The following is a 20,047-nucleotide window of genomic DNA, read 5'->3' as shown; positions in this document are numbered from 1 at the left end:
CGGCAGCGAGCGGTGCAGACAGCAAAACGACCACATACAAAAGGGGGCACTCGATAGAGCGCCCCTTTTTGTATGTGAGACTGTGTGGCCGGTACGTTCAGTTGGGCATCTGGTTACGGACCGAAATCCGGAGTTTCTTGAGCAATGCCTGGAAGTTGGGCCGCAGCATCCCCGTCTCCTCGGCGGCCCGGGTAATGTTCCAGTTGTTGCGCTTGAGCGCCTGAAGCACGAAGGCCTTCTCTATGGGCTCCACGGCCCGCTCCCGAATCTGGCGCTTTGTTTCCTTGAGCTCTTCCACGTTCTGGGGCACATAGCCGCCCCCCCCGGCCTGGGCGTCCGTAGCGACGCGAAGCTCAAGGTCCTCCTTCTGAATCAAGTCCCCCTCTGCAAGGACAACGGCCCGTTCAATGATGTTTTCAAGCTCACGTACGTTACCGGGAAAGGCATAGTCTTCCAGAAGGGCTAGGGCATCGGGGGCGAGCCCGCGGATATCCCGCCCCATCTCCTCGGAAAACGTGGAGAGGAAATGCCCGATAAGAAGATGGAGATCTCCCGTGCGCTCCCGCAGGGGCGGCAGATCAAGGGGAATGATGTTGAGCCGGAAGAAGAGGTCCTCCCTAAAAGTTCCCTGGGAGACGAGAGTGCGCAGGTTTTTGTTGGTGGCTGCCACGAGACGTATGTCGATGGGGATCGGCTGGGTGCTGCCGATGGGGGTTATCTCCCGCTCCTGCAGCACCCGCAGCAGCTTTGCCTGGGTGGTGAGACTGATGTTGGAGATTTCGTCCAGAAAGAGCGTGCCGCCGTCGGCCACCTTGAACAGGCCGGTCTTGGTCTGGATGGCTCCGGTGAACGACCCCTTGACGTGGCCGAACAGCTCGCTTTCCAGGAGATTCTCGGCAAGGGAGGTACAGTCCACGGCCACAAAGGGGTTGTCGCGTCGGTGGCTGTTATTGTGGACGGCCCGGGCCACCAGTTCTTTGCCGGTGCCGCTTTCGCCGGTAATGAGAACGGTGCTGTCGGTGGGAGCAACCTGGATGATGCGGCGGTAAACCTTTTGCATCTCCTTGCTCTCCCCCACGAAGGTGTCGAAGCCGTGGTGCTCGCCCAGCTCCTTTTTCAGAAAGATATTCTCGAGCAGTACGGCTCGCTGCTCAAGGGCTTTCCTCACTTTCTCCGTGATCTGGTCCGGGGTAAAGGGCTTCGCGATATAGTCGAAGGCGCCGTTTTTCATGGCCTCGACTGCGGTGTCCACAGTGGAGAATCCGGTAATGATGATGACGGGAACCTCGGGTTGCAGGATCTTGATTGCCTTGAGAACCTCCATGCCGCTCATTCCGGGCATTTTGAGGTCAGTGATAACCAGGCCGTAGTTCTCATCCTGCAGCCTCTCCAGGGCAATCTGTCCGCTGGCGGAGGTCTCCACATGGTAGCCCTCCTTTTCGAGGATCCTCCGCAGTCCCTCCCGGATGACCGCTTCATCGTCAACTACAAGTACATCAATGTTTTCCATCCGCCACCATCCCCTTTCCGTTGCCGTCCCCGCGCTATGTTTTCATGAGAGCAGCGACATGGACTCTATGGTTCCAGACAGATTAACCCCCTGACAAATATAGACAAATATTAGCTGTTTTTAAATTACCTCAATCATGTGGGGAAGTCAAACCCATTGACAACGCCTGGGCAGAAAGAGTTGCATACACCTTTTACCAAAAGTTCGCATTTTCAGCATGTTACAGCTAAAAACAACTGTATATTTTTTTATACACCACCCTCAAACCCAATAACCAACGCAACTTCAATCAGTTGCACAGCGCAAGGTCTCTCCGCAAGCCAGACGCCATTGGCTTCCGTGTATAGAGTAGCCATACAGCCCCTGCAGGCCCAGTGGAACACGCACCGCTGAGCCCGGCAAAATAATTCTGTCATTTCAACAAAGTAGAGAGTTTTAATAAAAAAATCTCATCATGGCATGACGAGTGCACTACCTGACATCAAAGGGCTCACATCTCCGGATCAGGGAGGATTGATATGAAAACGACCGCGAAAGCATTGATGATGACACTGGCAACGGCAGGCACGGCATGGGCGGCCAGCGGAGCGGAATCAGAGGGGAACGGCCTGCTGGTAACCTCGTTTCTCGCATTCGGCGCCTGATCATTGTGCTCCAGCTCCTGCCGGGGCTCATGCTCTTCGGAGCGATGATCAAGGGGCTGTTCATCAGGCCGGCAAAAGACATCACCACCGGGGCATCGGGCAACGAAACGGCGTAAGCGGCGCGGAACGAGCTGCCACAGCGAAGCCGACAGAGAGAGGGACGACCATGTTAGGACTTCTCATAGCGGACAATGATACGGAAGCTCGCAAGCAGATGGCTGATCTCTTCATCGAGGCGGGATACAACGTCATCGTGACCACCTCGGCGGCCAACGCGATCTATGGAATCCTCAAGAAGGCGGCCCAGGTTGTGCTGATGGGGAGCGAGTTCGATGAGTTCAAGGCCGGCGAGTTGGTTCCTCTGCTCAAAAAGTGCAACCGTGACCTGACGATCATTCTGGTATCCGATGAGGCGTCTTTGCCGACCATGAGAAAGCTCCGGAAGGAAGGGATTTTCTACCACGCCCTGAAGCCCAGCAAGCCGGAGGACAAGGAAGAAATACGCCAAGCCGTGCGCTGCGCGTTCGACAGTCTGCTCAGTTGCCGGCCGGCGCGGTAACAGTCCGGCTCATCGAGCAAAGCAACTCAATCATCAATAGCAGGAGTCATACAACTCGACGGAGGAGGAAACAGCCATGAAACCCACAACGATCACACAGGCAGCGGCACTTTGGCTCGGCAGCGTCGTACCGGCGCTGGCAGCCTCGGGAGCACGGGAAGACAACAGCGGCGTCTTCGTATGGATATTCCTCGGATTCTGCGCTCTCATCATCGTGGCACAGTTGCTGCCCGCCGTCCTCATGATGCTCGGCTTTGCCAAGGGACTCCGGAAAGAGCCGGCCATGGCCAAGGAAGAGGCGCACCACTAGTCAGCCGGCGCGGGAGCGACGCCCCGCGCGCCACGGAGCCCGGCCGGCCCCCAGGGAGCCGGCCCCGACATCACCTCAAGGAGGCACACGATGCGCACCCTACGGAAGACGGCAATTGTGCTGTCGCTCCTCGCGATACTCCCCGCCGCGGCCTGGCCGGGGACAAGGCGGCCGATGTCTGCCTCGGCTGCCACAGCGACAAGGAAATCGGGAAGAGCGGCTCCCACCTCTACATCGATGCCGCCAAATACAGCCGCACCACCCACGCCATCATCGGCTGCACCTCATGCCACGACAGCGTCACAGCGAGCCATCCCGACGATGGAATCCGTCCCTCGCGGGCTGCATGCCGCGAATGCCATTCGCCGATCGCCAAAGAATACGGTGCGAGCCTCCACGCCAACAATGCCGGCTGCGCCGACTGCCATGATCCCCACGCAGTGAAGCCGCCCGCCCTGACCTCCGGCCGTGACATGAACGCCAAGTGCGCCAAGTGCCATGAGACGGCAAAGATGGTCGAGGTTCACAGCAAGTGGCTTCCCCAGGCGGACCTGCATATCGATGCGCTGCCGTGCATCACCTGCCATACCGGCTCCGAGAATTACGTGATCACCATGTACATCCAGAAGCGGGCCGGGGAAAAACCCCAGAGCGACTTCAAAACGGCGACCTACGACGACCTCTCCCGCGCCCTTCCGGGCGACCGGGACGTGAAGGCGATCATCGACACCAATGGCGACAACTATATTTCCCTGGCCGAGCTGCGCTCGTTCAACAAAAACGCCCGGCATGACGGCATGAGGCTCTGGGGGATGATGACCCCTGAAAAGATAACCCACACCTATCAGATTCTGGATAACCGCTGGGACTGCACCTTCTGCCACGCATCGGGTCCCCGGGCCATGCAGACGAGCTTCGTCGCATTTCCCGACAAAAACGGCACCTACAGTCGCGTCGCGGTTGAAAAAGGCGCAGTCCTTGACCTTCTCTACGGGACCCCCGACTTCTACATGATGGGCTCCACCCGCAGCACGGCACTGTCCATCATCGGCGGCCTGATAGTGAGCGGCGGCATCGCGTTCGCGGGAATTCACGGGACCTTCAGATTCCTGACCCGGAAAAACAGAAAGGAGCACTGAGCCATGAGCGCCCATAACGAGCATGCCGAACATAAGGAATTCATCTACCTCACCCCGATGCCGGTCAGGATCTGGCACTGGATCAACGCTCTCGGGATCGTGACCCTCTGCCTGACCGGCATCCAGATCCGTTTCCCCGAATATGTGAACATCTTCGGGACCTACAAGGCAGCCATCAGGCTCCACAACACGGCAGGGATCACGGTATCGATCTTCTATGCCGTCTGGCTTGCCTACTACCTGATCGTCAAGGGCAACCTGTTCAAGCTCTATGTGCCGAACACCTATGACATCAAAATGGGAATCTTCCGGCAGGTGCTCTACTACTTCTACTACTTCTTCAAAGGAGGGCAGAGCCCCCACCATGCCACCCCTGACGACAAGTTCAACCCCATGCAGAAGGTGGCCTACATGGGACTCATGCTCGCCCTGATGCCCCTGGTGATCATGACCGGCATCCTGATCCTGAACGTGGCGCCCCTGCGCGAACTGATCCTGCTCATGGGAGGGCTCAAAATCCTCGTGAGCGCCCACTTCCTGATCGCGTGCTGCTTCTTCGCCTTCCTCTTCGTCCACGTCTACCTGGCCACCATGGGGCACACCCCCCTTGCCCACTTCAAACCCATGTGGGATGGCTGGGAAGAGGTTGAGCATCACTGAACACCCCCCGGCAGAGCCACAGGCGAAACGGTCCGATCCGTTTCGCCTTTTTTGTGGAAATCGCCGGAAATCCACTATCCGCCAGACCAGAACAGTATTTAAAATTGACTAATTTATACCTGTTACTTATAATCCATCTGCTTTGTGCATACAGCATACAAGCATCCACTTGCCACAGGAGGCTACCATGAGATTCCGCTGTTTACCTCTTCTCGCGGTATGTATCATCTCACTTGCCGGTTTCGCCTACGGCATCACCATTAAAGATGCGGTGTTCCAGACGAAGGACGCCGGCCGGGTAGTCTTCAGCCACAAGGCTCACATTGGCAAGAAGGGGATTGAAAACAACTGCAAGGCGTGTCACGACGGAATCTTCAGCCTCAGGAAGAAGGTCGCCTACACCATGGCCGACATGGAAAAAGGCAAATCGTGCGGCGCCTGCCACAATGGCAAGGAGGGGGTGTTCCCCCTGAAGGAATGCGCCCGCTGTCACGCGGTGAAGGAGATCACGTATCAGGTCAAGGCCACGGGGCCGACCCCCTTCAGCCACCAGAAGCACCTGGCCGTCTATGACAACTGCAACGCCTGCCACCCCAAGCTCTTCAACGCCGGCCCCAACAGGCGCGCAACCATGGCCGACATGGAAAAGGGCAAGTCGTGCGGCGCCTGCCATAACGGCAAGACTGCCTTCGGACTCAACGAATGCGCCACCTGCCACATGGTGAAGGAGGTCACCCTCTCTTCGCCCGGCACGGGCAAGATCATTTTCAGCCACAAGCTGCACGCCGGCAAGATGAAGTGCGACCAGTGCCACAACAAGCTCTACGTACCGGGAAGGAACAAGCCGGTTGGCATGGCCGCCATGGAGAAAGGCAAATCATGCGGTGCCTGCCACAACGGCAAAACGGTCTTCGACGTGAAGCAGTGCGCCAAGTGTCACCCGGTGAAGGACGTGAACTACAAGGTCAAGGGAGCCGGTCCGGCCACCTTCAGCCATGCCCTGCACCTCTCCATGTACACGTGCTCCGACTGCCACACCAAGCTCTACAAGACGGGCCGGAGCACGAAGGTCGTGACGATGCACGAAATGGAGAAGGGCAAATCGTGCGGCGCCTGCCACAACGGCAAGACCGCATTCAGCGTCCGGGAGGACTGCGTCAAATGCCACAACATGTAACCACCTGACATCACTCCAGGCAGTACTGAAAAGGGCGGGGGCATCAACCCCGCCCTTGCATTTTGTATAATTGAGGTTAACCTTCACCATGAAAACTTCTTTTTAAAGGAGATCCCATGCCCCGGAGTTTCGCCGCAAAAGCCATTGTCCCGCCGGCAATCGCCGTGACAGGGTTCGTCATCGTCTGCTGCATCCTCCTCTACTCGGTCATCAAGACCGACATGCTGAACGACGCCATTCAGCATGAAACCAATCTGGCGGATACCATCGTCAAGTCGGCACGCTATGCCATGCTCAAGGATGACCGGGAAACCCTGCGCAACATCATCGACAACGTGGGGCAGCAGAAAGGGGTCGAGCACGCCCGCATCTTCAACAAGAAAGGGGTTATCATGTTTTCGGCCCACACCGAGGACATCGGAAAACTCCTGGACAAGAAAGAGGCGGGATGCGTGGCCTGCCACTCCGGCCCGGTCCCCCTCACCAGCATGGGGCGCATGGACCAGGCCCGACGCTTCATCAATGAAAAGGGGCGGCACGTCATTGCCATAACCGTTCCCGTGTACAATGAGCCCGAATGCTTCAATGCCTCGTGCCACGTCCACAGCCCGAACCAGAAGGTGCTCGGCACCCTCGACATCGGCCTGTCCGAAGCCCCGCTCCAGAAGACCCTCAACGTCATGCAGGGAAGGATGGTCGTCTTCTGCCTGATGGTGCTGCTCCTGACCGTGGGAGGAGTCTCGGCCCTGCTGCGCCGGAACGTACTGCTGCCGGTCCGCGAACTGGCCGATTACGTTACCGCCGTCAAGAGGGGAGACCTGAGCCGCAAGGCACCCGCCTACCGCGATGAAGTGGGAGAACTGGCCCGTGCCTACCAGGAGCTGGCCCACCAGTTGAAGGAGCGGCGGGAGTCACCGGACCAGGCCACCCCAGACGAACCGGCCGGCAACCAACGGGACCGCTCCTGACTCCGCTGTCAGGTCAACCATCGAAACGGCACCCATGAAGCGAACCACTGAACGTTCTCCTTCACACGACACCCCCATCTCACCGCCCGACCGCGACCTGGTGAGGCAGGAAGCGGCCGAGCGCATCCGCCGCTACCGCGTCACGGCAAGCCGCGGGCTGTGGGCCATGGCCCTGTTCCTGGCAGTGAGCACCGCCGCCCTCTGGGACTTCAGCTTTCTGCCTCCCATGTCGGACCCGGTCCGGGCCTTTCTGGGGAAACCGCCTTCAGCGACCATGATCAGCGGAGTGCTCGTGCTCTATACCTTTTCCGCCATCATCCTGATTCTGGCACGGATGATGGGAGGATCCGAGCAATACAGCGGGTTCGCCCATGTGGGCTACCTGACCGCCTTCTATCTGTTCTACTATTTCGCCAAATCCCTGGGTGAGAACTACTGGGCCGTTTTCGTCGCAGGAATCACCATTCTGGGGCTTGAGAGCTATCACATCTGGAACTTCTGCTCCGAAGCGATCCGAAAGGACCAGGAGATCATCGATGCCATCGACCGGAACCGCAGAGAGTAGCCGCCGGTGCAGCGCCGGGCTGCCGAAACGGGAAAAGGCTTGACGAAAAAGAGGAGAATTGCTAGCTTTGTCTGTGCGTTAGGCTGTTTCGACAATCACATACCATCGAACCGCTAGGGGAGTTTCGGCTGAGAGCCCGTCTGTGATGCCGTTCGGACCGCGCCCGGATAACCGGGAACGGCACGAAACGGCAGGGCGACCCTTCGAACCTGATCCGGGTAATACCGGCGTAGGGAAGCGATAGAACATGGATCACCACAACCCATGGGCCGCTTCTGCGGCCTTTTTTGTTTACACAACCTCACCCCGTCCCCACAGGAGGCCCCATGAACATAACCGTCAACGGCGAAGCCAAGAGCATCGCACCCATGAACGTCCATGACTTTCTCCACTCCATCGACATCGACCCGCGCAGGGTCGCGGTGGAGTTGAACACGGACATCCTGCCCAAGGCGGAGTACCAGGGCACTGCCCTCAAAGAGGGCGACACGCTGGAAATCGTCCACTTCGTAGGTGGTGGGTAAGGCCGGCCGCATCGGTCCGGCCCGTTCCCGACAATGCGTCGCGATCCAAACACTTCAAGGAGATTACACCATGTCCAATGCAGCCGATAAACTGGTCATCGCCGGCCGCGAGTTTTCCTCCCGCCTCATGGTCGGCACCGGCAAGTACGCCAGCAACGAGCAGATGATCAAGTCCCTGGAGGTCTCAGGGGCAGAGATCATCACGGTGGCGGTACGCCGGGTGAACCTGGCCGACCGGGGCAAAGGGTGCCTGCTCGACTTCATCGACCCGAAAAAATACACGCTCCTGCCCAACACCGCCGGCTGCTACACGGCCGATGACGCGGTCAGGACCTGCCGGCTGGCCCGGGAGGCCGGGATGAGCGATCTGGTGAAGCTGGAGGTGCTCGGCGACGAGAAGACCCTCTTCCCCGATAATGAAGAGTTGCTCAAGGCAGCAAAAATTCTGGTGAAGGAAGGGTTTACCGTCCTTCCCTACACCAGCGACGATCCCATTGTCTGCAAAAAGCTCGAAGATATCGGCTGTGCCGCGGTCATGCCGCTGGGCGCCCCCATCGGCAGCGGCCTGGGCATCCGGAACCCGTACAACATCCTGATCATCAAGGAAGCGGTCAAGGTGCCGGTCATCGTCGATGCCGGCGTCGGCACCGCCTCCGACGCAGCCATCGCCATGGAGCTGGGCATCGACGGAGTTCTCATGAACACCGGCATCGCCGGCGCCAGGGATCCCATCGCCATGGCAGAGGCAATGAACATGGCGGTGCGGGCCGGCCGGCTCGCCTACCTGGCGGGACGCATTCCCAAGAAACTCTATGCCACGGCATCGAGCCCCATCGAGGGGATGATTGGCTAAGGTCGATTTTTCGCTCTACCTGATCACCGACCGCCACCAGACAGGTGGCAGGGACCTGCTCGCCGTGGTCGAGGGGGCCCTGGCCGGTGGCGTGCGGTGCGTGCAACTCAGGGAAAAGGACCTGCCGGCCCGGGCGCTGCTTGAGCTCGCCCGGGCCATGCGCAGCCTCACCGACCGCTTCGGAGCCAGGCTCCTGATCAACGACCGGGTCGACATCGCCCTGGCCGCGGGGGCCGACGGCGTTCACCTGGGCGAAGAGGGGATGCCGGCTGCCGTGGCTCGGAAACTGCTCGGTTCCGGGCGACTCATCGGTGTTTCGTGTCACGGCCGCCACGGGGCAGCAGCAGCCGTGGCACAGGGGGCAGACTTCATCACGTTCGGGCCGGTCTACCCCACCCCGTCCAAAGCAGCCTACGGTGAGCCGGTGGGCATTGGCCACCTGGCTGCAACGACGCAGGAGATACACATTCCGGTGTTCGCCTTGGGAGGAATCAAGGAGGCGAACATCCCCGAGGCGCTGGCTGCCGGCGCGGCAGGGATTGCCCTGATTTCTGCCATCATCGCCGCCCCGGACCCCAGGGAACGCGCCCGGGCGATCCTTGCGCTCCTGCCGCCCCGAACCCGAGACGAGTAAGTCATGTCAGACCTGTTCATACATCCCGAGCTTCGTTTCCACTCCTACGGCACCTGGCTGCGCCGCCGCTTCGGCTGCAATGTGAGCAAGGTGAACGTGGACGGCGGCTTCACCTGCCCCAATCGCGACGGCAGCCGCGGCACCGGCGGCTGCATCTACTGCGACAACGCATCCTTTTCCCCAGGCGGCACCGTCCCCGACAAGTCGATCGAATTGCAAATGGCCGAGGGCATGGCCTACCACCGGCAACGGCTGGGAAGCGAGAAGTTCATCGTCTACTTCCAGAAATTCACCAACACCTATGCGCCGGTTGCCCGCTTGCGGGACCTTTATACCCGCGCCCTTTCCCATCCCGACGTGGTGGGGATCTCGGTGGGCACCAGGCCCGACGCCCTGGCGGACGAAGCCCTTGAACTGCTGGCCGATCTGGCGCGGGAGCACTACGTCTGCATTGAACTGGGGCTCCAGTCCATGGACGACGCCATCCTGGAGCGGATCAACCGGGGCCATACCCTGGACGAGTACCTCCGGACCGTTGATCGGATCGCGGGACGGGGCATCGCCCTCTGCACCCATCTCATTTACGGCTTTCCCGGCGAAACCCGTGAAGGATTCCTGAAAACGGCGCACCTGCTTGCGGGGCTGCCGGTGGACTCGGTTAAGCTTCACCAGCTCCATGCGGTACAGGGGACCCGTCTGGCCGAACTCTACCTCAGGCGCGAATTCGTACCGATCACCCTTGCCGAGTACGTGACCACGGCCTGCGATTTCCTGGAGCTTCTCCCCCCCCGCATTGCCGTCCAGCGCCTCTACGGCTCGGCCCCCCTCGCCATCCGGGTGGCGCCCACCTGGAACCTGAAGAACAACCAGATGTGGTACGCGATCGTGAACGAGCTGCGTCGGCGCGGCACCTGGCAGGGGTGCAGGCTCGACCGGGAGCAGTGCCGCGCCGGCAACCTGTAGACCTCACCCACCCCAAGGAGGCACGAGATGAAAACAGCCAGGCTTTCCCCGTCGGGGAATGAGTTTCCCATCGGCAAGATACTCTGCATCGGCCGCAATTACGCCGAGCACATCAAGGAGTTGGGCAACGAGACTCCCGACGCGCCAGTTGTTTTCATGAAACCCGCCACGGCGGTCATCGGTGACGGGGAAACCATCATCATCCCCTCCTATTCGCGCGAATGCCACCATGAGGCCGAGTTGGCGCTGCTGATCGGAAAAGGGGGAAAAGACATCCCGCCCGAACGGGCGCTGGAGCATGTGGCCGGCTACGGAGTTGCCATTGATCTGACCCTGCGGGACGTGCAGGCCGAATTAAAGAAGAAGGGACTGCCCTGGGAGATCGCCAAGGGGTTCGACACCTCCTGCCCCCTTTCAGCCTTTGTTCCGGCGAGCCGGGTGGCCGACCCCCACGACCTGCGCATTACCCTCCGGGTGAACGGAGAGATGCGCCAGGACGGCTCCACCTCCCTCATGATCCACCGGATTCCCCAGATCCTCAGCTACATGTCGGGAGTTTTCACGCTGGAACCGGGAGACGTGATCCTGACCGGAACCCCTGCAGGCGTCGGCCCCCTCGTGGCGGGAGACACCGTGGAAGCCGAGGTTGTCGGCGTGGCGGCGCTCCGGGTAGCCGTTACATAATACAAATTAGCACATTATTGACATTGTTTTTGCAGACACCCCTCTGTCAGCGGGTGAATAATTGTCGGGGGTTTTCCATGGAAACACAGAAAAGCTGCCCCGAATGTCAGGGGCTTATGCTCCTGCTGCCGGGGTGAGGCGGTCTCTTCTGGCGGTGCCAGAAGTGCGGCAGGAAAGCGCCGTTTGGCGGACGGGAGATGCATTCTTGCGGTTGTGGCGACTGAGCCACTGAAAAGGGGAATGGGTAATCCATTCCCCTTTTTCTTTGACGGCAACCGGCCCGGTGGTTCCCGGCGCCGGAAAGACACGTATTGTAGTTGACCGGCCCGGTGATAGAATGGTACCGATGCTATTGACCTTACAGCCAGCGGAGCGCCGATGCCCATAGACGTCTTCGATGCCATCAAGCCGAGCCTCCAGGGGCTGCTCGGCGGAGCCCGGGTTGCCCTCACGGGGCCGGGAGAGGAAGAGGCCGAGGGGGGGCACGTCCTGCGCAAACCCATGGTCGTCGATGAGGTCACCTACCTCTTTTCGGCGTGCCGGCACTCCATTCCCTTCACCCGCACCGAGGAGATTTTCTGCGGCGAACTGGTGGCCGCCTTTGCCGTGCTCTACTCGGGCTTCAGGCAGGAGGGCTATGCAGCTCACTTCCGCACCGCACTCCTGGCCTCTCTGATGGACATCACGGTGGCCCGCTTCCTCCGGGGCGACCACCGCAAGGCGTTCTGGTCCATCCAGCAGTTGATCCAGCTCCTCAAGAACCTCTCCTACCAGCGCTACGAGGGGAAGCCCGCCACCACCGGTTTCCTCGTGTACCGGACGACGCTGGTGGAATTCCGCAAGCGGGTGCGCCATCAGAAGTGCGCATGGCTCGACCTGAATCCCCAGCAGGCGCTGGCGCCCACCCTCTTCGACAATCCCCTCACCTACCGCTTCATCGATGGAGCCAACTCGCTGTTTGCCGCCAATGTTCAGATGCAGCTCACCGGCATCGTCAAGCCCAGCGGCATTTCCGAACGGGACGAGGTGGACCGCAACGCCCACCGCAGCGTCTTTGCCCTGCTCCGGAACGCCGGGGCCGGGGCCTTTGCGGTCAAAGTCAACGAGTCATCGGAAATCGAAGCCATCATCTGCCCCGACAAGCTTCTGGTGCGGCGCAGGGGGCAATGGGGCATCTTCGATCCGGACATCTTCCGCTCGTTCCTGGCCGGCTGCCTCGATCCGGAGGAAATCGAGGAACTTGCCTGGACCCTCTATACCCTCTCCAAAACCCGCCACGGCACGGTGGTCCTGATCCTGGAACGGGGGGACCGGCAACTCGCCCGCCTCAAGCGGGGCTCGGTGGGGGGCGACGACCCACTCGGCATGATGCTGGCAAAGCGGGTGAAAGGAAAGACCATCAGCCAGCTCAAGCAGTCGGGCGAACTGGTGCGGCTCCTCTCGTCCGACGGCATGACCGTCTTCAGCCGCCGCGGCAGACTGCTTGACACAGGGGTCATCATCGACACCTCCCACGCCCGGGAACTGGTGACCGGCGGCGGTCGCACCACCGCGGCCACGGCAGCTTCCTTTTCGGGGAAGGTCATCAAGGTTTCCGAAGATGGCCCCATCGAACTCTACCAGGAAGGAGCGCGCGTTTACTCTTTTGGATAACGCTGTTCCGGCCTTTACCCGAACGCCATATCAGGAATGCCATTTGCATACAACCTCGCAACTTGACGTATCGCGTCAGCATTCCGCGCACCTCACCACCACCATATACCGGGAGATTGCCGTGGCAAAGAATCTCAGCCTGGGGTCCAGACTCATTCGTTTTTCGCTCGCCGCCGGCCTCGCCGTGGGAACGACGGGAGCGGTCCTGGCGCTTACCTATGCACCAGCAGCCGGCTACGGCAAGGGACATGCGCACCTTCTGGCAGGCATGCTCGGGTGCAACGCCCTGCTGTCGCTCTTCGCTCTCTGGATGCTTTCCGCCAGAAAACTGGTGGCTCGTGTCAACAATCTGGCATCTGCCATGGACCGGGGGGCCGAAGGAGACCTCACGGTCACGGTCACGGATGAATCGTCCGACGAGTTGGGGCTGCTCACCGACAACTTCAATGCCATGTTCGGCCGCCTGGCTGGAACGGTTACCCGGGTCAAGGAGGCCGTCGAAGAGCTGCGGGCCATCTCGGCCACGGTCAAGGACGCGGTTGAGCGCGGGCTCGACACGGCGGAAGTCCAGACAGGGGCAGTGCAGCGGACCACCGACGGGATCCGCGCCATTGACCGATCGGTGAACGAGGTCGCCCAGTCAGTGGAAAGCCTGTCGCGCACGGCCTCCGAGAATGCCGCCGCCATCGTCCAGATGTCGACGAGCATCGAGGTGGTGGCGGAACACATGGAAGGGCTTGCCCGGGAGGTGGACGAGGTGAGCTCATCCATCATCCAGATGGCGGCCGCGGAAAAGGAGATCGGCAGAAGCGTCGGGGTGCTCATGGAGGATGCCTCCCGCACCGCCTCCCTGGTGGCCGAACTGGACCTGTCCATCAAGCAGGTGGAAAAAAGCGCCCTGGAAACCGCTGCCATTTCGGAAGAGGTGCTGCGCGACGCGGAACTGGGACGGGACTCGGTGGATCGGACCATCTCGGGCATCAGCGAGATCCGCCGTTCCTCCCGCAGCGCCTCTGACACCATTACCACCCTCTCTCACCGGGTCGGTGACATCGGCACCATCATCTCGGTCATCAACGAGATTGCGGAGCAGACCAAGCTCCTGGCCCTCAATGCCTCCATCATCGCCGCCCAGGCAGGGGAACACGGCAAGGGGTTCGCAGTGGTGGCGAACGAAATCAAGGAACTTGCCAAGCGGACCACCAGTTCCACCGGAGAAATAGCAGATATCATCTCCGGACTCAGGGAGGAGACGGTGCGGGCGGTTCAGGCCATCAAGCAGGCGGAAGACCGGATCGGGGAGGGGGAAACGCTCTCCTACCGTTCGGGGGAGGCGCTCGAAAAGATCGTGGACGGGGTGAAGATGGCAGCCGATCAGGTGGGCGAGATCGCGCGGACCACCGTGGAACAGGCCCAGGGCAGCGAAAACATGCGCCGGGCCATGGAACGGGTGGCGGAAATGGTCGGGCAGATCGTGCGCGCCACCCAGGAGCAGGCCCACGGCACCGAGCTGATCACCGAGGCGGCGGACCGCATGAAGAGCCTCACGGGGCGCGTCTTCACCTCCACCCGGGAGCAGCGCGACACCAGCACCCACATCGTCCGCTCCAGCGAAGGGGTGACGCGCATGATCTCGACCATCCGCCAGGCATCCCAGGTTCAGGCGGAAAACAGCCAGAAGATCGTTGAGGCAGTGGAAAACATGGAGACCACCGCGGTCAACGGTCTCGATACGACCCGGCTCATGGAAGAGGCCGTCTCCCGCCTCGCGCGCCAGGCGGAAGGTCTCACCGAAGCCATGGCCGGCTTCAAGGTCCGGTAGCCGTGGCCGGCCTCAATCGTCGGCCCGGTAGCCGATCCTCACGGCGCCCCAGTGCCTGCCGCCGATAACGATCGGCACCGACAGGTCATTCATCACCTCGCCCGTATCCCTCAGGTAGGTCTGCAGCAGGAAGCTCCCCGTATTGCCCGCGCACCGAAGCCCCGTGCGATCATCGAAAATCCGCTTGGTCCGGTTATGCTCATTGTCCGCCTCCCGGTTGCCGGTGAGGGGGCGCGAATAGCGGAGGTTGTGGGAAGGACAGTAGCCGCGCCGGTCAACGCATATGGCGTAGTACATGCCGCTGTCGCGCCCCAGGATCTCCTCCTGGATCGGCGAAATGATCTCGTCGAAGAGCCGGTCAGAGGGCGTGCTGTACTTCTGGGGGAAGGTGTCGGGGATCGGCGTGTACTCGGTGCTGAACAGCGCATCAAGAGTAGTGCGCCGATCCGCCGCGGCCCGCTCAAGCGTTGCGGCGACCCGGTCCCGCATCTCCGACGCCAACCCCTTGACCGTATCATGATAGTCCCCACCTTGAACCGGCCCACGGTGCCGTAAATCTGCTCGGCGGTCTCCGAAAGCTCCCGGAAGATCCCCGCCGTCTGCTCCATCTGGCCGTTTACCCGTTCGGCCGTACCCGAAACCTGGGATATCTTCTCGGAGATCTCGCCGGTGGTGGCGCTCTGCTCCTCCGTGGCCGTGGCGATCTGGTTGATCATGTCCGTGGACTCAGCCGCCAGGCGCAGGATATCCTCCAACTGCCGCCGCGCCGAGGTTGACCGCTCGACGCCCACCTCGACCTTGTCCTTCCCTTCGGCAATGGATGCCACAACCGCGCGAATCTCCGCCTGAATGCTCCTGATGATGGTCCCGATCTCCCGGGTGGAGGAAGCGGTCCGGTCCGACAGCACCTTAACCTCATTGGCCACCACCGCGAACCCCTTGCCCGAATCCCCGGCCCGGGCCGCTTCTATTGCCGCGTTGAGCGCCAGGAGATTGGTCTGGTCGGCAATGTCGCCGATGATGCCGACGATCTCTCCGATCTGGCCCGACGACTGCTGCAGCTTGTCCATGGTGTCGAGCGTTGCCATGACGCTGTCCCTGATCCGGTCGATGCTCTCGGCGGTCTCCGTCACGGTGGCCATCCCCCCCTGGGCGGCCCGGTCCACGGAAAGGGACAACTGGGCTGCCCGCTGGGTGTTGACGGCCACATCATTGAGAGTCGCCGCTATCTCCTCGGAGGCAACCGCCACTGACGTGGACAGATCCTTCTGCTCGTGGGTGGATGTCACCAGCCGTTCGGTTTCCTTGATGGTGCGGCAGGCGGAAATGGCAATGTGCCCGGCCTGGTGATACAGGCCCGAGATAATCTCACGGAGCTTGGCCACCAGCAGGTTGATCCCCTCGGCCAGCATCCCGAGCTCGTCGCTGGAGCGCACCGGCACGGCGGCGGTGAGATCCCCTTCGCCCCGGGCAATCTCCTGCACCCGCCGCGATATCTCGCCGATGTTCCGGATGATGGTCCGCTGGAAAAACAGGTACATTACGCCAAGAAGGAGAAAAAACGAGCACACGCCCACCACGGCCAGGGCCAGGGTCAGGTTCCGGGCGCCGGCGTACCCCTCCTCCAGCGACGTGGTGAGGAGCATGGCGCCGTTGAAGCGGTCGCTCTGCCATGGCACGATTGACAGCGCACCTCATTGGCCAGGGGAACGATGAAGCTCAGCACGTGCCGCCCATCCACCTTGTGGCGCTTTTCCGCAGCAGTCCCGGACGCAAGGGCCGCCTGCACCTCCCCGTCCGGCGCATCCTGGCTGGTACCGGCCGGTCTCCCCGCGGTATCATAAATGCGCAGGTCCAGGACAGCCCCCTTGCCCCGCACATCGGCCACGTAGCGCTCGATAACGGCCATGTCCCCCGCTGTCATGAGCTCGCCGATGTCACGGACCACGAGGGTCGAGAGCCCCCGGGTGTTGCGGGTCTGAAGATCCATAATGGCATTGTATTCAAGCCAGATAGAGGTGATGCCGAGGGCGGCAAACCCCAAGAACAGGGTTATACCGATGATGGCGAGAACCTTGAAAGCAAGTCTCGTTCGAAACATGGCGGGCTCCTTCTGACCGTGGCGTATACTTATCCTATTGTATCGGCAGACCTCCCCATACCTTTAATTATTTAAAAAATTGTTTTATCCAAATGAATACGCTTCCACGCTCACCCCCCATCCTCGGCCCACGAGCACGTAAAAAAGCCCCGGGTTTCCCCGGGGCTTCGCAATGTGCAACCGTTTGCGGCTGTAATGCCTACGCCTTCATAACGTTGGCCGCCTGAAGTCCCTTGGCCCCCTGGACCACATCAAAGGTCACCGCCTGTCCTTCGACCAGGGTCTTGAACCCGTCGCCCTGGATCGAGGAGAAATGGACAAACACATCCTCGCCGTTTTCCTGCTCGATGAAGCCATACCCCTTGCTGTCATTGAACCATTTCACCACACCTTTAGCCATTACTCATCTCCTCCTGTTACTGCCAGCGGCATAATGGGGCTTTGGGTGAGCCCGGACGAATTTTTCGCTTTCTAGCACCAATACGCACGGCCTGTCAAGCTGATATTTGACCGGAAAAAAGCAGGGGAGACCCTGTCTCCCCCGCTGACGCACGCTGCTACTTCGCTTCATCCAGGACGGCATGGGCCGCCGCGAGCCGGGCGATGGGCACCCGGAACGGCGAACAGGACACATAGTCGAGGCCGATCCGGTGGCAGAAGATGACTGACGAGGGGTCGCCGCCATGCTCGCCGCAGATGCCGAGCTTGATGTCGGGGCGGGTGGCGCGCCCCTTTTCCACCGCCACCTTCACGAGCTGGCCGACCCCGTTCTGGTCCAGGGAGACGAAGGGGTCCTCCTCCAGCAGCCCGCTTTCCACGTAGAACGGCAGGAACTTGCCGGCATCGTCCCGGGAGAGGCCGAAGGTGGTCTGGGTCAGGTCGTTGGTGCCGAAGGAGAAGAACTCGGCCTCCCGGGCAATCTCGTCGGCGGTGAGGGCGGCCCGGGGGAGCTCGATCATGGTGCCGATGAGGTAGTCGACCTTGACGCCGCAGGCGGCAATGACCTCCTCGCATACGCGCACCGTGTTCTCCCGCAGACGGGCAAGCTCGGTCACCACGCCCACCAGCGGGATCATGATCTCGGGCACGATGCTGAACCCCTCGTTCTTGGTCAGTTCGCAGGCAGCCTCCATGATGGCCTGCACCTGCATGTCGTAAATCTCCGGGAAGGTGAGCCCCAGCCGGCAGCCACGGTGTCCGAGCATGGGGTTGAACTCGTGGAGGTAGTCCACCTTGGCCCTGAGCGACTGGGCCGTGACCCCCATGCTCTTGGCCAGGGCATCGATGTCCTTGTCCTCGTGGGGCAGGAATTCGTGGAGCGGCGGATCCAGCAGGCGAATGGTGACCGGCAGCCCCTTCATCTCCCGGAAGATGCCGACGAAGTCACCCTTCTGCATGGGCAGGATCTTGGCCAGGGCCCTCTTGCGCCCCTCCACGTCCTCGGCGAGGATCATCTCCCGCACCGCGGCGACCCGATCCGCCTCGAAGAACATGTGCTCGGTGCGGCAGAGGCCGATCCCCTCGGCGCCGAACTCGCGGGCCACCCGCGAATCGTTGGGGGTGTCGGCATTGGTTCGCACCTTCAACTTGCGGAAGCGGTCCACCCACTCCATCAGGGTGCCGAAGTCCCCGGTAAGCTGCGGCGGAACTGTCGGCACCTCGCCGAGCATCACCTCGCCGGTGGAGCCGTCCAGGGTGATGACATCCCCCTTCTTGACCACCTGCCCCTTGGCGGTGGCGAACTGGCTCCCGGCGTAATCGACCTTGATGTCGCCGCAGCCGGCAACGCAGCACTTGCCCATGCCCCTTGCGACCACCGCCGCGTGGGAGGTCATGCCGCCGCGGGCCGTGAGGATCCCCTGGGCCGCGTGCATGCCGTGGATGTCCTCGGGGCTCGTCTCGACCCGGACCAGGATCACCTTGAGCCCCAGGCGGGCGGCAGCCTCGGCCTCGTCCGCGGTGAAGACCACCTCGCCGCTGGCCGCTCCGGGGGAGGCGGGAAGGCCCTTGGCGATGACCCTTTTCTGGGCCTTGGGATCAAGGGACGGATGGAGGAGCTGGTCGAGCTGGGACGGAGACACTCGCAGCACAGCGGTCTTCTCGTCGATGAGCCCTTCCCGCACCATGTCCACGGCGATCTTGATGGCCGCCTTGGCGGTCCGCTTGCCGTTGCGGGTCTGGAGCATGAACAGCTTGCCCTTCTCGATGGTGAACTCGATGTCCTGCATGTCCTTGTAGTGCTTCTCAAGGATGCCGCGGATCTGGACGAGCTGCTGGTAGCACTCGGGCAGCACGTCTTCCATGGCCGGGAGGGTGGTGTCCTTGCTGTTGGCCCGATTGATGGGCTGCGGGGTCCGGATGCCGGCCACCACGTCCTCGCCCTGGGCGTTCACCAGGTACTCGCCGTAGAAATAGTTTTCGCCGGTGGAGGGGTCGCGGGTAAAGGCAACGCCGGTGGCGCAGTCGTTCCCCATGTTGCCGTAAACCATGGACTGGACGTTGACCGCGGTGCCCCAGTCGGCGGGAATGTTATTGAGCCGGCGGTAGGTGATGGCCCGCTGGTTCATCCAGGAGCCGAACACGGCGCCCACGGCGCCCCAGAGCTGCTCCTGCGGATCTTCGGGGAACTCCTTGCCGATGGTCTCGCGGATCTTTGCCTTGAACTTGCCGACCAGTTCCTTCCAGTCGGCCGCGGTGAGGTCCGTGTCCAGGTGGACCCCCTTCTCATCCTTCTTCTGCTCGAGGAGGTGTTCGAGCAGGTCCTTGTCCATGCCCATGACCACATCGGAGTACATCTGCACGAAGCGGCGATAGGCATCGTAGGCGAAGCGCTCGTCCCCGCTCTGGGCGATGATCCCCTGGACCGTCTCATCGTTGAGTCCCAGGTTCAGGATGGTATCCATCATACCCGGCATGGAAGCCCGGGCGCGGAACGGACCGACACCAGAAGCGGGTTGTTCCGGTCGCCGAAGGTGCGCCCCATGAGAGATTCCATCTTCTTCAGGTGTTCGGCAACCTCGGCCGCCAGGCTCGGCGGATAGCTCCGGTTGTTGGCGTAGTAGTAGGTGCAGACCTCGGTGGTGATGGTGAATCCCGGCGGGACCGGGAGCCCGATCGCTGTCATCTCCGCCAGGTTGGCCCCCTTGCCCCCCAGCAGATTCTTCATCTCGGCCTTTCCTTCGGCCTGGCCATTGCCGAAGAAGTAAACATACTTGCCAGCCATTGCACGCCTCCTTGAGTTTTTACTGACGGTCAAACCCGTTCAGCTACGATAAACTGTT

The 20,047-nt window shown here is 61.3% G+C and carries 15 protein-coding genes, 4 pseudogenes and 1 other annotated feature; of the genes and pseudogenes, 15 read left to right on the top strand and 4 right to left on the bottom strand.

Annotated elements, in window-relative coordinates:
• Positions 1–97: 97 nt before the first annotated feature.
• Positions 98–1,510 carry a Fis family transcriptional regulator gene (locus tag A2G06_03130; GenBank protein ID ANA39536.1) on the bottom strand — a complete coding sequence of 471 codons (1,413 nt, stop codon included), beginning with the start codon at positions 1,508–1,510 and terminating at the stop codon, positions 98–100.
• Between the two features lie 518 nt (positions 1,511–2,028).
• Here A2G06_03130 and A2G06_03125 point away from each other — a divergent pair.
• The 15 genes and pseudogenes from A2G06_03125 (at position 2,029) to A2G06_03055 (ending at position 14,665) form a co-directional block, all read left to right on the top strand.
• Positions 2,029–2,270, top strand: a pseudogene (locus A2G06_03125) (hypothetical protein).
• Positions 2,271–2,320: 50 nt separating this feature from the next.
• A complete protein-coding gene (locus tag A2G06_03120; protein ID ANA39535.1) occupies positions 2,321–2,713 on the top strand; it encodes a hypothetical protein in 393 nt (130 codons plus the stop codon).
• 76 nt (positions 2,714–2,789) lie between these two features.
• Complete coding sequence (locus A2G06_03115) at positions 2,790–3,023, top strand: hypothetical protein (GenBank protein ID ANA39534.1); 234 nt, start codon at positions 2,790–2,792, stop codon at positions 3,021–3,023.
• A gap of 90 nt (positions 3,024–3,113) precedes the next feature.
• Positions 3,114–4,162: pseudogene (locus tag A2G06_03110) on the top strand (cytochrome C).
• Positions 4,163–4,165: 3 nt separating this feature from the next.
• Positions 4,166–4,822: a cytochrome b gene (locus tag A2G06_03105; GenBank protein ANA39533.1), complete on the top strand. Its 657-nt coding sequence runs from the start codon at positions 4,166–4,168 to the stop codon at positions 4,820–4,822.
• Between the two features lie 187 nt (positions 4,823–5,009).
• Positions 5,010–5,999 carry a cytochrome C gene (locus tag A2G06_03100; protein ANA39532.1) on the top strand — a complete coding sequence of 330 codons (990 nt, stop codon included), beginning with the start codon at positions 5,010–5,012 and terminating at the stop codon, positions 5,997–5,999.
• A 116-nt stretch (positions 6,000–6,115) separates the two neighbouring features.
• The gene (locus A2G06_03095) at positions 6,116–6,967 is read left to right on the top strand and encodes a HAMP domain-containing protein (protein ID ANA39531.1); all 852 of its coding nucleotides are present in this window, start codon (positions 6,116–6,118) and stop codon (positions 6,965–6,967) included.
• 34 nt (positions 6,968–7,001) lie between these two features.
• The gene (locus A2G06_03090) at positions 7,002–7,532 is read left to right on the top strand and encodes a menaquinol oxidoreductase (GenBank protein ID ANA39530.1); all 531 of its coding nucleotides are present in this window, start codon (positions 7,002–7,004) and stop codon (positions 7,530–7,532) included.
• A gap of 105 nt (positions 7,533–7,637) precedes the next feature.
• Positions 7,638–7,785 (top strand) — a binding site (TPP riboswitch).
• Between the two features lie 73 nt (positions 7,786–7,858).
• Positions 7,859–8,056, top strand: a complete 198-nt coding sequence (locus A2G06_03085; GenBank protein ANA39529.1) for a thiamine biosynthesis protein ThiS — start codon at positions 7,859–7,861, stop codon at positions 8,054–8,056.
• 70 nt (positions 8,057–8,126) lie between these two features.
• A complete protein-coding gene (locus tag A2G06_03080) occupies positions 8,127–8,909 on the top strand; it encodes a thiazole synthase (protein ANA39528.1) in 783 nt (260 codons plus the stop codon).
• Positions 8,902–9,543: a thiamine phosphate synthase gene (locus A2G06_03075; protein ID ANA39527.1), complete on the top strand. Its 642-nt coding sequence runs from the start codon at positions 8,902–8,904 to the stop codon at positions 9,541–9,543. Before A2G06_03080 ends, A2G06_03075 begins: the two co-directional genes overlap by 8 nt.
• A gap of 3 nt (positions 9,544–9,546) precedes the next feature.
• A complete protein-coding gene (locus A2G06_03070; GenBank protein ID ANA39526.1) occupies positions 9,547–10,506 on the top strand; it encodes a radical SAM protein in 960 nt (319 codons plus the stop codon).
• A 27-nt stretch (positions 10,507–10,533) separates the two neighbouring features.
• Positions 10,534–11,190, top strand: coding sequence for an acylpyruvase (locus tag A2G06_03065; GenBank protein ANA39525.1), 657 nt, complete (start codon positions 10,534–10,536; stop codon positions 11,188–11,190).
• A gap of 378 nt (positions 11,191–11,568) precedes the next feature.
• Positions 11,569–12,843 (top strand): hypothetical protein, encoded by a 1,275-nt coding sequence (locus tag A2G06_03060; GenBank protein ANA39524.1) that lies wholly within the window; start codon positions 11,569–11,571, stop codon positions 12,841–12,843.
• 121 nt (positions 12,844–12,964) lie between these two features.
• Entirely contained in the window at positions 12,965–14,665 is a 1,701-nt protein-coding gene (locus A2G06_03055; protein ANA41579.1) for a chemotaxis protein, read from the top strand.
• 12 nt (positions 14,666–14,677) lie between these two features.
• Here the strand turns inward: A2G06_03055 and A2G06_03050 are convergent.
• The 3 genes and pseudogenes from A2G06_03050 to A2G06_03040 form a co-directional block, all read right to left on the bottom strand.
• Positions 14,678–16,766: pseudogene (locus A2G06_03050) on the bottom strand (chemotaxis protein).
• Positions 16,767–16,965: 199 nt separating this feature from the next.
• Complete coding sequence (locus A2G06_03045) at positions 16,966–17,166, bottom strand: cold-shock protein (GenBank protein ID ANA39523.1); 201 nt, start codon at positions 17,164–17,166, stop codon at positions 16,966–16,968.
• Positions 17,167–17,323: 157 nt separating this feature from the next.
• A pseudogene (locus A2G06_03040) lies at positions 17,324–19,989 on the bottom strand (pyruvate, phosphate dikinase).
• Between the last annotated feature and the right edge of the window lie 58 nt (positions 19,990–20,047).

Origin of the sequence: Geobacter anodireducens (assembly GCA_001628815.1) — a bacterium.
GTDB classification, from domain to species: Bacteria; Desulfobacterota; Desulfuromonadia; order Geobacterales; family Geobacteraceae; genus Geobacter; species Geobacter anodireducens.
The sequence above is the reverse complement of the archived record's forward strand: the minus strand, read 5'-3'. Positions and strand labels throughout refer to the sequence as shown.